Source organism: Pseudomonas sp. BP6, assembly GCF_017875935.1.
Taxonomy (GTDB): domain Bacteria; phylum Pseudomonadota; class Gammaproteobacteria; order Pseudomonadales; family Pseudomonadaceae; genus Aquipseudomonas; species Aquipseudomonas putida_Y.
In genome coordinates this window covers 638259-654451 of sequence record NZ_JAGINI010000001.1, presented here as the reverse complement: position 1 = coordinate 654451, position 16193 = coordinate 638259, and the positions used below count along the sequence as shown (strand labels likewise).

The 16193-nt window shown below is 63.1% G+C and carries 14 protein-coding genes; 2 read left to right on the top strand and 12 right to left on the bottom strand.

What is annotated here, in order from left to right:
- Positions 1–46: 46 nt before the first annotated feature.
- The 12 genes from J3A98_RS02945 to J3A98_RS02890 all read right to left on the bottom strand — a co-directional run bounded on the left by J3A98_RS02945 (position 47) and on the right by J3A98_RS02890 (position 13644).
- Positions 47–595: a hypothetical protein gene (locus J3A98_RS02945; protein WP_014592169.1), complete on the bottom strand. Its 549-nt coding sequence runs from the start codon at positions 593–595 to the stop codon at positions 47–49.
- A gap of 30 nt (positions 596–625) precedes the next feature.
- The gene (locus J3A98_RS02940) at positions 626–1330 is read right to left on the bottom strand and encodes a TetR family transcriptional regulator (protein WP_209963896.1); all 705 of its coding nucleotides are present in this window, start codon (positions 1328–1330) and stop codon (positions 626–628) included.
- 190 nt (positions 1331–1520) lie between these two features.
- Positions 1521–3023, bottom strand: coding sequence for a lysine--tRNA ligase (gene lysS / locus J3A98_RS02935; RefSeq protein WP_209963893.1), 1503 nt, complete (start codon positions 3021–3023; stop codon positions 1521–1523).
- A 93-nt stretch (positions 3024–3116) separates the two neighbouring features.
- Positions 3117–4212 (bottom strand): peptide chain release factor 2 gene (prfB, locus tag J3A98_RS02930; protein ID WP_061405587.1). Its coding sequence is split into 2 segments (ribosomal slippage): positions 3117–4139 and positions 4141–4212, totalling 1095 coding nucleotides; the frame shifts between segments, so codons are not numbered across the junction.
- 144 nt (positions 4213–4356) lie between these two features.
- Positions 4357–5361 (bottom strand): Wsp signal transduction system regulator diguanylate cyclase WspR, encoded by a 1005-nt coding sequence (gene wspR, locus J3A98_RS02925; protein ID WP_176682728.1) that lies wholly within the window; start codon positions 5359–5361, stop codon positions 4357–4359.
- Positions 5362–5412: 51 nt separating this feature from the next.
- On the bottom strand, positions 5413–6426 hold the full coding sequence (gene wspF, locus J3A98_RS02920; RefSeq protein WP_176682727.1) for a Wsp signal transduction system protein-glutamate methylesterase WspF: 1014 nt from the start codon (positions 6424–6426) through the stop codon (positions 5413–5415).
- Positions 6423–8726 (bottom strand): hybrid sensor histidine kinase/response regulator, encoded by a 2304-nt coding sequence (locus tag J3A98_RS02915; RefSeq protein ID WP_209963890.1) that lies wholly within the window; start codon positions 8724–8726, stop codon positions 6423–6425. Before J3A98_RS02915 ends, wspF begins: the two co-directional genes overlap by 4 nt.
- Positions 8723–9388, bottom strand: a complete 666-nt coding sequence (locus tag J3A98_RS02910) for a chemotaxis protein CheW (protein WP_209963886.1) — start codon at positions 9386–9388, stop codon at positions 8723–8725. Before J3A98_RS02910 ends, J3A98_RS02915 begins: the two co-directional genes overlap by 4 nt.
- Positions 9385–10659 (bottom strand): CheR family methyltransferase, encoded by a 1275-nt coding sequence (locus J3A98_RS02905; protein ID WP_176682724.1) that lies wholly within the window; start codon positions 10657–10659, stop codon positions 9385–9387. Before J3A98_RS02905 ends, J3A98_RS02910 begins: the two co-directional genes overlap by 4 nt.
- On the bottom strand, positions 10656–11162 hold the full coding sequence (locus J3A98_RS02900) for a chemotaxis protein CheW (RefSeq protein WP_209963883.1): 507 nt from the start codon (positions 11160–11162) through the stop codon (positions 10656–10658). The genes J3A98_RS02905 and J3A98_RS02900 overlap by 4 nt, the downstream gene beginning before the upstream one ends.
- A 5-nt stretch (positions 11163–11167) precedes the next feature.
- Positions 11168–12790 (bottom strand): methyl-accepting chemotaxis protein, encoded by a 1623-nt coding sequence (locus J3A98_RS02895; RefSeq protein ID WP_209963879.1) that lies wholly within the window; start codon positions 12788–12790, stop codon positions 11168–11170.
- Between the two features lie 170 nt (positions 12791–12960).
- Entirely contained in the window at positions 12961–13644 is a 684-nt protein-coding gene (locus J3A98_RS02890) for a tellurite resistance TerB family protein (RefSeq protein WP_176682721.1), read from the bottom strand.
- A gap of 216 nt (positions 13645–13860) precedes the next feature.
- On the opposite strand from J3A98_RS02890, the gene ydcS reads away from it, so the two are divergent.
- Positions 13861–15012, top strand: a complete 1152-nt coding sequence (gene ydcS, locus J3A98_RS02885; RefSeq protein ID WP_209963876.1) for a putative ABC transporter substrate-binding protein YdcS — start codon at positions 13861–13863, stop codon at positions 15010–15012.
- Between the two features lie 149 nt (positions 15013–15161).
- Positions 15162–16193, top strand: a complete 1032-nt coding sequence (locus J3A98_RS02880; protein ID WP_209963873.1) for an ABC transporter ATP-binding protein — start codon at positions 15162–15164, stop codon at positions 16191–16193.

The window sequence follows — 16193 nt, the reverse complement described above, 5'->3', positions numbered from 1 at the left end:
TGAAATACCTGTGGGAGCGGGCAAGCCCGCGAAGACGCCAACACGGTCATTTGCCCGAGCGCTGGAACCGCGCCACTTCGACGAACAGGTCGGAGTTGGCCGGGTCGTCCAGGTAGGCCAGCACCCGCGCCGCCGGGCTGTCGATCAGCACGCCGTCGCCGTTGTCCTCCGGCACTTCGGTACTACGACCGCTCAGTTCCTTCTTGTCCACCGCCTGCTGCACCTGCTCGACATCCAGGTTGTAGACCACCAGTTCCTTGCCATCGACGATATCGAAGCCGCCAATCAGGAAATTGCCGCCCAGGCGCTTGGGCACGCCGGCCGACAAGTACCAGCGGTTGCCGTGACGCGACACGGTGAACACGTATTCTTCAGGGGCCTTGCCCTTGGCCGTGGCCACCGCCTTGTAGGCATCGCCGCCGCTACGGCTGATCACCAGTTTCAGCGGCTCCCCCCAGGCGTCCTTGCTGCTCCACTTGCCGAGCAGGGCCTTGGGCGCTGCCTGGTTGCTGGGCAAGGGCTCATGGAAGGTCACCAGACAACCGCCCAGCAGCAGGAATGACAAAGTCAACAACACCACACGCCAGGCTTTCATCAGGTTCTCCTTGAAAAGGTCGTTCTCGCCTCAGGCCGATGCCAGCACCAGCTGCAGGTATCGGGTAAGCATAGCGAGCATCTGCCCATCGGCTTGCGCATTCGCATCCTTGAGCAGGCCTTGATATTCCAACTGCTCGATAATCGCCGTCAACATCTGTGCGTCCTGCTCCGGCTGCCGCGAGCCTACTACCTGCAGCAATTGCCGGGTGCCGTGCAGCAGGATCTGTTCATGGGCGCACACCAGCTCTGCCAGCCGTGGGCACAACAACGCCTCCTGGCGGAAGGCCTGCTCGGCCATCAGGAAGTCACGGCGGTTCAGCAGTTGCCGCTGAACGTAGTCGGCGGTCATGCGCGCCACGTCGTCAGCCAGCCGCGCACGTGACTGCGGGCTGCCATCGCCCTGTGCCAGCAACTGGCGCAACACCACCTCGGTATTGGCCCACAGCTTGGCCATGTAGGCCGCACTGCGCTCGACATACTGGGCAAAGGTATCGGTGAGCAGGTCCTCGATATCCTTGAAGTAGTAGGTGGTGGCCGACAATGGCACGCCAGCCTCGGCGGCCACTGCCCGGTGGCGCACACCGCGCACGCCATCGCGCACGACAATGCGCATGGCGGCATCGAGAATCAACTGGCGACGCTGTTCGCTGCCTTGGCGGGCAGTCTTGCGGCCTTGGTATTGCACGCTTTCGGCGACGGCGGTGGCGATGCCGGCGGCGCCTTGGTCAGGCATGGCGGGTGTCACGGGGGATACCTCATGGACAGTGTTTCGTCAGTACCGGCCTCTTCGCGGGTAAAACCGCTCCTGCAAGGGCCTGCTGAGGCCTTTGTAGGAGCGGGTTCACCCGCGAAGGGGCCAGCCCTGACAACATAAAGCTTCAGGCAAGAAAAAGCCGCCTCGAAAGGCGGCTCGTTCAGCTCACTCAGGCCTGCGGACGCATGTGCGGGAACAGGATGACGTCGCGGATCGACGGCGAGTTGGTCAGCAGCATCACCAGGCGGTCGATGCCGATGCCTTCACCGGCGGTCGGCGGCATGCCGTACTCCAGCGCACGAACGAAGTCGGCGTCATAGTGCATGGCTTCATCGTCACCTGCGTCCTTCTCGGCCACCTGGGCCAGGAAGCGCTCGGCCTGATCTTCGGCATCGTTGAGCTCGGAGTAGGCGTTGGCGATTTCGCGGCCACCGATGAACAGCTCGAAACGGTCGGTAACGGCCGGGTTGTCGTCGTTGCGACGGGCCAGCGGCGACACTTCGAACGGGTACTCGGTAATGAAGTGCGGCTGTTCCAGCTTGTGCTCGACCAGCTCTTCGAAAATCATCACCTGCAGCTTGCCCAGGCCTTCATGGCCCAGCACCTTGGCGCCGGCCTTCCTGGCAATCTCGCGGGCGCGGTCGACGTCCTGCAGGTCGGCAGCGGTCAGCTCCGGGTTGTACTTGAGGATCGAGTCGAACACCGACAGGCGTGCGAACGGCTCGCCGAAGTGGAATACCTTGTCGCCGTACGGCACGTCCGTAGAACCCAATACCAGTTGCGCCAGCTCGCGGAACAGTTCCTCGGTGAGGTCCATGTTGTCACGGTAGTCGGCATAGGCCTGGTAGAACTCGAGCATGGTGAATTCAGGGTTGTGACGAGTCGAAACGCCTTCGTTACGGAAGTTGCGGTTGATCTCGAACACTTTCTCAAAACCACCAACCACCAGACGCTTGAGGTACAGCTCCGGCGCGATACGCAGGAACATGGCCATGTCCAGGGCATTGTGGTGGGTTTCGAACGGCTTGGCAGCGGCGCCGCCCGGAATGGTCTGCAGCATCGGCGTCTCGACTTCGAGGAAGTCACGCTCGATGAGGAACTTGCGGATGTGCGAGATCACTTGCGAACGCACACGGAAGGTGTGGCGGGTTTCTTCGTTGACCATCAGGTCGACGTAGCGCTGGCGGTAGCGCTGCTCGGTGTCGGTCAGGCCGTGGTGCTTGTCGGGCAGCGGGCGCAGCGACTTGGTCAGCAGGCGTACGTTGGTCATCTCGACGTACAGGTCGCCCTTGCCGGAACGGGCCAGGGTGCCTTCGGCGCTGATGATGTCGCCCAGGTCCCAGGTCTTGACCGCGGCCAGGGTTTCTTCCGGCAGGGTCTTGCGGTTGACGTAGACCTGAATACGGCCAGTCATGTCCTGGATAACCATGAACGAACCACGGTTGAGCATGATGCGGCCGGCGACCTTGACCGGGATCGCGGCTGCTTCCAGCTCTTCCTTGGTCTTGTCCGCATACTGCTTCTGCAGGTCGTTGCAGTAGCTGTCGCGACGGAAGTCGTTGGGGAAGGCATTGCCCTTGGCACGCTCGGCGGCAAGTTTTTCCTTGCGCAGGGCGATCAGGGCGTTTTCTTCCTGTTGCAGGTCTTGCGATTCGGTCTTGAGGTCGCTCATGTCGTCATTCTTTCCATCAGGTATTCGTTGCCCGTTCCGGGCAGGGCACGCGCTACCGGCGGCTGGCCAGGTAGCGCGGCATGGGGGTGCGAATTACAGGCCCTGCTTGAGGCTCGCTTCCAGATACTGGTCGAGGTCGCCGTCCAGGACTTTCTGGCAATCGCTACGCTCGACACCGGTACGCAAGTCCTTGATGCGCGAGTCATCCAGTACGTAGGAGCGAATCTGGTGACCCCAGCCGATGTCCGACTTGCTGTCTTCCAGCGCCTGCGAGGCGGCATTGCGCTTCTGCATTTCCAGCTCGTACAACTTGGCCCGCAACATTTTCATGGCGGTGTCCTTGTTGGCGTGCTGGGAACGTTCGTTCTGGCAAGCCACCACGGTGTTGGTCGGCACGTGGGTGATACGGACCGCCGAGTCGGTGGTGTTCACGTGCTGACCACCGGCACCGGAGGAGCGGTAGGTGTCGATGCGCAGGTCGGACGGGTTGATCTCGATTTCGACCTTGTCGTCGATCTCGGGCGATACGAACACCGCCGAGAACGAAGTGTGGCGACGGGCACCGGAGTCGAACGGGCTCTTGCGCACCAAGCGGTGCACACCGATTTCGGTGCGCAGCCAGCCGAAGGCGTACTCGCCCTTGATGTGCACGGTTGCACCTTTGATACCGGCCACTTCACCTTCGGAAAGCTCGATGATGGTGGCGTCGAAACCACGCTTGTCGGCCCAGCGCAGGTACATGCGCAGCAGGATGTTGGCCCAGTCCTGCGCTTCGGTACCACCGGAACCGGCCTGGATGTCCAGGTAGGCGTTGTTCATGTCCATCTCGCCGCTGAACATGCGACGGAACTCAAGCTGGGCCAGGTTTTCTTCCAGGCTTTCCAGCTCGGTCACGACGTCGCCGACGGCGCCTTCGTCATTTTCTTCGACGGCCATGTCGAGCAGGTCCTGGCAGTCACCCAGGCCGTTGGACAGTTTGTCCAGGGTCTCGACGACCTGGGCCAGCATGGCACGCTCGCGGCCCAGTGCCTGGGCGTACTCAGGCTTGTTCCAGACGTTGGGGTCTTCCAGCTCGCGGTTGACTTCGATCAGGCGGTCATGCTTGTGATCGTAGTCAAAGATACCCCCGAATTGACTGGGAACGCTCGGTGAGGTCCTTGATGGTGTTCAGGATCGGTTGGATTTCCATGGGCGGGCTACTCGTGCGAATTCGGTGAAAAGCCCGCGAGTATAACCGAGTCCGCAGCATGGCGGCAGACCCGCCGGGCGGTCGTATGTATTTAGGGCAACCTGCGCGGTCTCATGTGAGAGCGGCCGCGCCCTCTCCAAGTGCTTAGGCGATGCCGACTTGGTTACGCCCACCGTTCTTGGCCAGGTAAAGACCTTTGTCGGCCGCCGAAATCAGCTGCCGGCAGTGGCTGCCGATAGCAGGCGTCTGGGTGGCCAGGCCGATGCTTACGGTCAAAAATGCATCAGCCGTTGGCGCAGTATGCGGGATACCCAGGCCCAGCACGGTCTGGCGCAGCTTCTCGGCCACCAGCCGCGCCCCGCCTGGCGAGGTGTTGGGCAGCACCAGGGCGAACTCTTCACCGCCATAGCGCGCCGGAAGGTCGGTCGGCCGCGAACACGAGCCGCGAATGGCTTCGGCCACCTGGCGCAAGGCCTCGTCGCCGGCCAGGTGGCCAAAGCTGTCGTTGTAGACTTTGAAGAAGTCCACGTCGATCATCAGCAAAGACAACTGCTGCTGTTCACGCATCGCCCGCCGCCACTCCAGCTCCAGGTATTCATCGAAGTGGCGGCGGTTGGACAGCCCAGTCAGGCCATCGGAGTTCATCAGCCGCTGCAGCATCAGGTTGGAATCCAGCAACTGCTGCTGGCTGACGCGCAAGGCACGGTAGGCCTCGTCGCGCTGCAACAGTGTCAGGTAGGAGCGCGAGTGGTAGCGAATGCGCGCCACAAGCTCGATAGTGTCAGGCAGCTTGACCAGGTAATCGTTGGCCCCGGCAGCAAATGCCGCACTCTTGACCAACGGGTCTTCCTTGGTCGACAGGACGATGATCGGGATGTCCTGGGTCACCGGGTTGTTGCGGTACTCGCGCACCAGGGTCAAGCCGTCCAGGCCTGGCATGATCAGGTCTTGAAGAATGACCGTGGGCTTGATGCGCATGGCCTGGGCCACCGCCTGGTGCGGGTCGGCACAGAAGTGGAAGTCGATGTTGTCTTCATCGGCCAAGCCACGCCGCACCGCTTCGCCGATCATTGCCTGATCGTCAACCAACAGCACCATCGCCGAGTTCTCGTTGGTGGTCGCGAAACCTTCGATCGGTAAATCATTCATCATTGTTCACCCGATCACTACCGGCCTGGCGGCGTGATTCAATACATTTCGTCATTTTGCGAAAAATTCAGTCAGGCGCCCGGCAATGCGTTCCAGCGGGCGGATTTCCACGGCGGCATCAATAGCCGCAGCAGCCTTGGGCATGCCATACACCGCGCTGCTGGCTTGGTCCTGGGCAATGGTCAGAAAGCCCTGCTGACGCATCAGCTTCAGGCCCTGGGCACCGTCGCGGCCCATGCCGGTGAGCAACACGCCCACGGCTTCACCATTCCAGTAACGTGCCACGCTCTCGAAGAACACATCGATCGAGGGCCGGTAGATTTCATTCACAGGTTCGGCAGTGTAGGCCAGTTGGCCGCTCTGTAGCAGGCGAATGTGGTGGTTGGTACCGGCCAGGAGTACCTGCCCTGGCCGCGGCGGTTCGCCTTCACGGGCCAGTCGCACCGGCAGGCCTGCTGCGCTGCTGAGCCATTCGGCCATGCCTGCGGCAAACACCTGGTCCACATGCTGAACCAGCACGATGGCCGCCGGAAACGCGACCGGCAAGCCCTTGAGCAACACTTCCAGTGCTGCTGGCCCCCCCGCCGAAGACCCGATTGCCACCAACCCGCGGCGCTGGGAAGCCTCGCGCAGTGGTGCCGCCACCGACCTTGCGGCAGGTGTACGCTGCTGGCCGACCAGCCAGCCGATATTGAGGATCTTGCGCAGCAATGGCGCCGCCGCTTCGCGGGCATCGCCAGCCCCCAGCGCAGGGGTGTCGACCACATCGAGGGCGCCATGGCCCATGGCCTCGAATACCCGGTGTACGTTCTGCTTACGGTCGACCGTGACGATGACAATGGCGCACGGGGTTTCGGCCATGATCCGTCGGGTCGCCTCGACACCGTCCATCACCGGCATGATCAGGTCCATGAGTATCAGGTCCGGCAACAACTCGGTGCAACGCTGCACCGCCTCGGCACCGTTGCTGGCTACCCACACGACCTGGTGCGCGGGCTCCAGGGCGACCGCACGGCGCAACGCTTCGACGGCCAGGGGCATGTCATTGACGATGGCGATCTTCATCCCTGAGCACCTCCGATCAGCTCCACCACAGCATCCAGCAACGCATCGTCGTGGAAACTGGCCTTTGCCAAATAGTAGTCGGCGCCGGCATCCAGGCCTCGCCGTCGGTCTTCCTCACGGTCTTTATAGGACACCACCATCACCGGCAACGACTGCAGGCGCTGGTCGCGGCGCACCAAGGTAACCAGCTCGATACCGTCCATGCGCGGCATGTCGATGTCGGTGATCAGCAGGTCGAAGTCCTCGCTGCGCAGGGCGTTCCAGCCATCCATGCCATCCACCGCCACCGCCACGTCGTAGCCACGATTGCCCAGCAGCTTGCGCTGCAGTTCACGCACGGTCAGCGAGTCGTCGACCACCAGGATGCGTTTGCGAACCACACCACGGGCTCCGCTGCTGCCGCGTTCGATACGCTCCAGGCTGCCGGTGCTGAGCAGTTTTTCCACCGAGCGAAGCAAGTCTTCGACATCGACAATCAGGACCACCGAGCCATCATCGAGCAAGGCACCGGAGGAAATGTCCTGCACTTTCCCCAGGCGCGGGTCGAGTGGCATCACGACCAGCACCCGCTCCCCCACCAACCGCTCCACGGCCACGCCGTACAGTTGCTCGCGCTCACGAATCACCACTACCCGCAGGCTGGTTTCGTCGCTTTGCCCGGCCGGTCGATTGAGCAACTGGCTGGCCGCCACCAGGCCAATATGCCGGCCTTCGTGCCAGAAATGCTGCCGCCCTTCGATCTGCACGATCTGCTCGGCGGTCACTTCCAGCGTGCGTTCGATATGGGCCAGCGGGAAGGCGTAAGCCTCACCACCCACCTCGACCACCAGACTGCGAACGACCGAGAGGGTCAGCGGCACCTGCAGATGGAAGCGGCAGCCCTGCCCTGCCACCTGGGTCAACTCGATCGAGCCGCGCAGCTCGCGGATCAAGTGCTGCACCGCATCCAGCCCCACACCGCGCCCGGACACTTCGGTAACCTTGTCACGCAAGCTGAAACCAGGCAGGAACAGGAACGTCAACAGTTCCGCCTCACTCATCCGCGCCACCGTATCAGCAGGCGACAGGGCGCGCTCGACGATGCTGCTGCGCAGGCGCTCCAGGTCGATACCGGCGCCATCGTCGATCAGTTCCAGGCTGAGCATGCCCGCCTGGTGCGAAGCCCGCAGTCGGATCACCCCCTCGTCCGGCTTGCCCGCCAGCAAGCGCCGCTCGGGCAATTCGATACCGTGGTCGACGGCATTGCGCAACAAGTGGGTCAGCGGGGCTTCGAGCTTTTCCAGCACATCGCGGTCGACCTGAGTCTTCTCTCCTTCCACCACCAGCCGCACCGGTTTGCCCAGCGAACGGCCCAGGTCGCGGACCATGCGGCTTTGCCCGGTCAGCACGTCGGCAAACGGCCGCATCCGGCAGGCCAGGGCAGTGTCATACAACAACTGTGCACGCTGACTGGCCTGCCAGCCGAACTCATCCAGATCGGCCGCCTGCTGCTGCAGAATCTGCTGGGTCTCTGCCAGCAGGCGCTGGGTCTGTGCCAAGGCTTCGAGCACCTCGCTGCCCTGACCACTGTCTTCCAGTTGCATGCGCAAGCCGTCAAGTGCCTGCATGCCTTGGCCGTGCATGCGTTTGAGGCGCTGCAGGGTAGCCAGGTACGGTTTGAGCCGCTGGGTTTCCACCAGCGACTTGCTGGACAGGTCAAGCAGGCTATTGAGGCGGTCGGCGGTGACACGCAGAACCCGCTCGGCACCTTCGCCAGCGCGCTTGCCAGCCTTGCGCCGCAGGGCTGGTTCGGGCTCTGGTTCCGGCACCTGGGCTGGCAATGGCAATGGCAAGGGTGCAGGCGGCAGGGTTGCCGGCGGCGGCTCCGGCAGCACGGGTGCAGCCAGCGGCACTGCAGGCATGGCGGAAGCGCCCGCGTCGAGCAGGCTGGCCATTTGCGCAAGAAACACCGGCAAGGTCGCCTGCGCCCCGGCATCGCCGGGTGTGGCAATACGCATCAGCAGGTCGGTACCTTGCAACAACGCGTCAATATGCTCGGCGGTCAGCCGCAGTCGGCCTTCCTGAGCCGCTACCAGGCAATCCTCCATGACGTGGGCGACACTGACGCCAGCATCCACCCCGACAATGCGCGCTGCCCCCTTGAGCGAGTGCGCTGCGCGCATGCACGCCTCGAGCTGGTCGGCTTGGGTGGGGTTGCGTTCCAGTGCCATCAGGCCAGCGCTGAGCACTTGGGTCTGCGCCTCGGCCTCCAGGCTGAACAGTTCGAGCAACGATGCGTCGCGCATTTGCTCTGGGGTCATGACAGGCTCCGCTGCAGGGCAGACAGTAAGTGTTGATCGTCCAGAACCCGTACGCTGCGGCCGCGCCACTGCAGGACTGCGGCGGTAAAGCGTGTGGCGTCCCGGCCACTGCCCAGCAACTGCGGGTCGAGCCGGTGAATACCGTCGATTTCCTCGACAGCCATCACCACCGGCCCACCTTCGGCGGCCAGAATCAGCATACGTGGCATCGCCCGTACGCTGCGTTGCTCGGGGGCGCCGCCCTGCACCCCCAGCAAGTCAGCCAGTGACAGGCACGGCACCAACGCGCCGCGCACATTGGCAACCCCATGCAGCAGCCGCGAGCGCTGGTGCGGCAAAGAATGCACCGCCTGCAAGGGGGCGATCTCGACCAGGCAAGCGGTAGCCAGCGCCAGCCATTCTTCGCCCAGACGGAACAGCAGCATGGAATGGCCGGTGTTTTCCTCGTCCGGCTGCACCGCTGCAGCCTGGTGGTCCTGCGTCAGCGCATAACGGTCGAGCAAACGCGTGGCCGCAGCGGCATACACCTCGCAATTGCGGCAATGAACATGCCGCTCCAGCAGTGGGCACTGCTTGTCGCCGCGCACACCAATGCGGTTCCAACAGTCGTCGATGTGCGCGTCATCCTCGGCGAGCAACTGCATCGCGGATTCACTGTTCATCGTTCAGACTCCCGGCCAGCCCGCGCCGCGCGCGCCTGAAGGCGCCGAGCGCCGGCCATGTCACCCTGGGCCGCCAGCAAGGCGGCCAGGTGCACCAGCGCCTCGGGGTGCTGTGGATCCAGGTACAGGGCCTTGCGATAGTGGTTCAGCGCCTGCTGCGCATCGCCTTCGGTATCACTGAGCAAACCCAGCCAGTAGTACACCTGTGCCGACGGCGGGTACTGGCTCAGGTAGCGCTGGCATGCGCTACGGGCCTGCTCGCTGGCGCCGGCATTGGCCAGCCGGGCAATGTCGGCCAGCAACTCGCTGGCCCCCTCGTGCCTGTGCTCGCGGACTGGCGCTGGCCTGGCCGCCACCGGCAGCACACGCAGAGGACGAGACAACGGCACACTGGGCTGCGAAAAACCCGGTGCCGGCAAGCTGGTGAACGTACGCTTGGCGGGTTGGGCAGGTGCCGCCGCCAAGGGGGGGCTGTCGCCTTCGTGACGCACATAGGCAAACGACTGGGCGATCCCCAATGGACGCATGCCCATGCGCGCCAACAAACTGCCTTCAGCCGGGCCGATGAACAGCACACCCTGCGGATGCAGCAAGCGCTTGAGCACTTCGAACACACGCTGTTGAGTCGGGACGTCGAAATAGATCAACAGATTGCGACAGAACACGAAGTCATACAGGCCATCGCGGCTGGCCAGCGCCGGATCAAGCACATTGCCCACCCGCAGGCTGACTTGCTGGCGTACCCGTTCATGCAGGCGGTGGCCTTCGCCCTGAGCATCGAAGTAGCGCTCGCGAAAGCCCAGTTCGCTACCCCGGAACGCATTGCGCCCATATACCGCCTGCCCGGCCTTGGCTACCGAGCTGGGGCTGATGTCCATTCCATCGACAAGGAATGCCCCTGGCCCCATCCCGGCGTCAAACAAGGCCATGGCCAGCGAATAGGGCTCCTCGCCGGTAGAACATGGCAGGCTGAGTAATCGCAGCGGGCGCGCGCCAGCCAGTTGAGCAAGCCGTTTATGGGCCAGGCTGGCCAGCGCAGTGAAGGATTCGGGGTAACGGAAAAACCAGGTTTCCGGGACGATCACCGCTTCGATCAGCGCCTGTTGCTCATCTGCCGACTGCTGCAGGCGCAGCCAGTAATCGTCCAGGTCCATCGCGCCCGCAGCCACGCAACGTTGACGCAGCGCGCGTTCGACCATGGGCGCACCCACCGACTCCACATCCAGGCCAATACGCTCGCGCAAGAAGCGGAAGAAACGCTGTTCGTTCATGTGGGCATCCCTGTCGGGTATTGCGTGTACAGCAATGCGTGCACGGTGTCGGGCAGCAGGTCATTGACTTCGATGCGCTGCAGCAGGCCCTGGGCATCCTCGCGCACTGGGCCCAGATAAGGCGCTTCGCCTGTGTCCACCCCATAGGGCTGGAACTCGTCGGGTTGGCAACGCAGGGTTTCGGTGGCCTGCTCCAGGATCAGGCCCAGCTGCAGGCTGCCTCGGTAGCGCACCAGCACCAAGCGGGTGCTGGTGCGTTGCACCGCCGGCTGGCCGAAGCTCAGTGCGGCAAGGTCGATCACCGGTACCAACTGGCCACGATGGGCGAGGATACCCGCGACCCAGGCGGGAGCCTGGGCGATCGGCTTGAGTGGCTGACGGGGCAGCACTTCGACCACCTCGTGCACGCTCAGGGCAAACCGCTGCTCTCTGATGCGAAACTGCAGGTACAACACCCCTTTGGTGTTCTCCGCCCCCGCGCTGCGCAGTTGCAAGTCGTTCATCGCGGTCAGACTTTGAAGCGCGACACGCCGCCACGCAGGCCCGCGGCCACCTGGCTCAGCTCATCGATGGCATAGCTGGCCTGGCGCAACGACTCGACAGTCTGGGTGCTGGCATCGCTGAGCTGGGCCAGCGCCTGGTTGATCTGCTCGGCACCGGTGGCCTGGGCCTGCATGCCTTCGTTGACCATCAATACGCGCGGCGCCAAGGCCTGCACCTGGTGAATGATCTGGCTGAGTTGCTCGCCCACCTGCTGCACCTCGAACATGCCGCGGCGCACTTCTTCGGAGAACTTGTCCATCCCCATGACACCGGCCGACACTGCCGACTGGATCTCGCGCACCATCTGCTCGATGTCGTAGGTGGCCACGGCGGTCTGGTCGGCCAGGCGGCGCACTTCGGTAGCAACCACGGCAAAGCCGCGGCCATATTCGCCGGCCTTTTCCGCTTCGATGGCGGCGTTGAGCGACAGCAGATTGGTCTGGTCGGCAACCTTGACGATGGTTACCACCATCTGAGTGATGTTGCTGGCTTTCTCGTTGAGGATACCGAGCTTGGCATTGACCAGGTCGGCAGCGCCCATCACCTGATGCATGGTCTCTTCCATGCGTGCCAGGCCCTGCTGCCCGGAGCCTGCCAGACTGGATGCCTGATCAGCAGCCGTAGTCACTTCGGTCATGGTGCGCACCAGGTCCCGCGAAGTGGCGGCGATTTCCCGCGAGGTGGCGCCGATTTCGGTGGTGGTGGCGGCCGTTTCGGTGGCGGTGGCCTGCTGCTGCTTGGACGTGGCGGCAATCTCGGTGACCGAAGTGGTCACCTGCACCGACGAACGTTGGGCCTGGGCCACCAGGTTGGCCAGTGCCTCGGCCATTTCGTTGAAGCCGCTTTCGATGGCGCCGAATTCGTCCTTGCGGTCCAGGCTCAGGCGCATGCTCAAATCACCCGAGCGCAGTTTGTCGAGGGCATGCACGATACGCTGCATGGGCGCCGTGATAGCACGTAGCAGCAGCAGGCCGCAGATGCCGGCAGCGATGATTGCCAACAACAGTGAAACCACCATGCTGCCCTTGGCCGTGCTGACGGCGTCGACGATCTCATTGGTGGCGGCACCGGCAGAGGCCCGATTGTTCTCGATCACCTCGTTCAGGTGCTCACGCCCCTCCATCCAGGCCGGGGTGAGGACCTCGTTTATCAAACGTTGGGCCTCGTCATAGTTGCGCTGGCCGTACGTATCCAGCACCTGGTTGACGATCTTGAGGTAGTTTTCTTCCAGTTGCACGAAGCTGTCAAATCGGGCCTGGTCGTCCTTGTCCCGGATGGTGCCCTGGTAGCTGGCCATGAACTGCTTCAGCCGGTTATCGAAGTTTCTGAACAGCTCCAGGTCGGCCGAAGTGATTTCACGATGGTTGGACAGGCCCACCAGTTGCTGGCTGGTGACGTAGCTGTCGACCCAGGCGCTGCGGATCATCGAGCTGTAGTAGACGCCGGGAATGCTGTCGGTCCCCACCGCCTCTTCGGCGGTTTCGATAGTCACCAACCGCGAGTAGGCGGCCACGATCATCAGCAGCATGATGGCGATGATCACGGCGAAACTTGCCAGGATCCGTTGGCGCAAGGTCCAGTTCTTCACATTCAGCCCTCAGGAATTCACAACGAGCGGGAAAAATCGCCGAAGTATAGCCCAGAGGTCTTACGGTTTATCGGGCGAAATGCGCGGATTGGGTAAAAGCTGGCAAGTGCTTGTCGTGACATTTTCGGCGCTCGGCTTGACGAACGCAGAAAATGTCGTGACAAACGCTGCTACTGCGCAACGGCCTCCCTCACCTGGGTCTCCAGCGCCTGGCGCAAGCCCGGGTCCAGCCGCAGCTGGCGGGCCAGCTCATCCAGGTAGGCACGCTCCATGAAGTTATCCTCATCGACCATCATCACGCTGGCCAGATACATCTCGGCAGCCATCTCCGGCGTTTGCGCCGCGCGGGCCACTTCGGCCGGGTCCAGCGGCTTGTTCAGCTCGGCATGCAGCCAGTGCTGCAATTCGCGGTCGCTGTCCAGGCGCGTGAACTCGCCCTCGATCAGCGCCCGTTCGCGCTCGTCGATATGCCCATCGGACTTGGCGGCCGCCACCAGCGCGCGCAGTACTGCCTGGCTGTGCTGCTCGGCCTGGGCTGGCGGCAGGCGGTCGATGGTTTGAGGCTCGGCGGCGGCCACCCGCTGGTTTGCCTGCCAGTTGCCGTAAGCTTTATAGGCCAGCACCCCCAGCGCGGCGAGGCCACCGTATGTCAGGGCTTTGCCACCGTACTTGCGGGCCTTCTTGCTACCCAGCAACAGGCCAAGAGCGCCTCCACCCAACAGGCCGCCCCCTGCTCCGGACAATAGCCCGCCAAGCCCGCCTGACGCGCTGCCAGGCTTGGTGGCGCCTCCCTGCTTCTCGAGCAATTGCTGGCCAGATTTGAGGAGTTGATCAAGCAAGCCCCGGGTATTCATTCGCGCGTCTCCACGTAAGAAGATTCAAACGCCAGAGTAAGGCTTGGCGGAGCACACGCCATGAAGGGATTTGCTTCCGGATGTTGCATTAGCTGGCAAAAAGCCAACTAGACTCGATATCGCCAATACCTCGCACCCACGCACTACGCTTATAACGATTGCTTCACTGCTTGCCTCATGACTGCCAGAACAGGATCGCCAAGAAGAGGGAACACCATGTCAGTGCACAAGACCGCATTGCTCGGCGCCACCACCTGCGCCTTGCTGGCCGGCACCAGCCTGCAGGCCGCCGAAGCGCCCAAGGCCCTGGGAGCCGGCGAGGGGCGCCTGGACATCATCGCCTGGCCCGGCTACATCGAGCGCGGTGAAAGCGACAAGGCCTACGACTGGGTAACCGGCTTCGAAAAGGAAACCGGCTGCAAGGTCAGTGTGAAAACTGCCGCCACCTCGGACGAGATGGTCAGCCTGATGGCCAAGGGCGGCTATGACCTGGTCACCGCCTCGGGCGATGCATCGTTGCGGCTGATCGCAGGCAAACGCGTGCAGCCGATCAACACCGCCCTGATCTCGAATTGGAAGACCATCGACCCGCGCCTGCAGAACGGTGACTGGTATGTGGTCGACAAGCAGGTGTACGGCACGCCGTACCAGTGGGGGCCAAACGTGCTGCTGTACAACACCAACACCTTCAAGCAGGCACCGACCAGCTGGAGCGTGGTGTTCGAGCCGCAGAACCTGCCCGACGGCAAGCCGAACAAGGGCCGCGTGCAAGCCTATGACGGGCCGATCTACATCGCCGATGCAGCGCTGTACCTCAAGTCGGCCAAGCCCGAACTGGGCATCAAGGACCCGTACGAACTGAACGAGGCACAATACAAGGCCGTGCTGGAACTGCTGCGCCAGCAACAACCGCTGATCCACCGCTATTGGCATGACGCCACGGTCCAGATGAGCGATGTGAAAAATGAAGGCGTGGTTGCCTCCAGCTCCTGGGGCTACATGGTCAATGGCCTCAAGGCCGAGAACCAGCCAGTGGCCTCCACCATCCCCAAGGAGGGCGCGACCGGCTGGGCTGACACCACCATGTTGCACGCCGAGGCCAAGCACCCCAACTGCGCCTACAAATGGATGGACTGGTCGTTGCAACCAAAGGTGCAAGGCGATGTGGCAGCCTGGTTCGGCTCGTTGCCGGCTGTGCCGGCGGCGTGCACCGGCAGCGAACTGCTGGGGACCGAGGGCTGCAAGACCAACGGCTTCGACAACTTCGACAAGATTGCCTTCTGGAAAACACCGCAGGCCCAAGGGGGCAAGTTCGTACCTTACAGCCGCTGGACCCAGGACTACATTGCGATCATGGGTGGTCGCTGAGGTTTTCTGAATGCCTGTGCTGGCCTCTTCGCGGGCAAGCCCGCTCCCACAGGTTCTTCACCGCCTGTAAGGGTGGCGCGTCTCCCGTAGGAGCGGGTTCACCCGCGAAGAGGCCGGCACAGGAGAACCCTTGTTGTCCGGAGCCCAGCATGCCCCTAGCCGTCCAGTTCACCCAGGTTTCCCGCACCTTTGGCGAGGTCAAGGCCGTCGACCAGGTCAGCATCGACATCATCGATGGCGAGTTCTTTTCCATGCTCGGCCCTTCCGGCTCAGGCAAGACCACCTGCCTGCGCCTGATCGCAGGCTTCGAGCAACCCTCCAGCGGGTCGATCCGCATCCAAGGGATCGAGGCCGCAGGCATGCCGCCCTACCAACGTGACGTCAACACAGTGTTCCAGGACTATGCGCTGTTCCCGCACATGAACGTGCTGGACAACATCGCCTATGGCCTGAAGGTAAAAGGCGTGGGCAAGGCCGAACGCCACAGCCGTGCCGAAGAAGCCCTGGCCATGGTGGCCCTGGCTGGCTATGGCGCGCGTAAGCCGGCACAGCTGTCTGGCGGCCAGCGTCAGCGCGTGGCCCTGGCCCGGGCGCTGATCAACCGGCCGCGGGTGCTGCTGCTGGATGAGCCACTGGGCGCGCTGGACCTGAAATTGCGCGAACAGATGCAAGGCGAGCTGAAAAAGCTGCAACGCCAACTGGGCATCACCTTCATCTTCGTCACCCACGACCAGACCGAAGCGCTGTCGATGTCAGACCGGGTCGCGGTGTTCAACCGCGGGCGTATCGAACAGGTCGACACCCCGCGCAACCTGTACATGAAGCCTACCACCACCTTCGTCGCTGAATTCGTCGGCACGTCCAACGTGGTGCGTGGCGAGCTGGCCATGCAGCTCAACGGCAGCCCTGCGCCCTTCTCCATTCGCCCCGAGCATATCCGTCTGGGTGACCCGGTAGTGACCAGCCATGAGGTTCAGGTCAGCGGCGTGCTGCGTGATGTCCAGTACCAAGGCAGCGCCACCCGCTACGAACTGCAACTGGACAACGGCCAACTGCTGGCAGTCAGCCAGGCCAATGACCGCTGGCAGAAGCAGGTGCAGAGCTGGCAGCCCGGGCAACGGCTGCAGGTACACTGGCCCCGCGAGGCCATGACGGTGCTGCAGGAAACCGAGGCCTGCTGA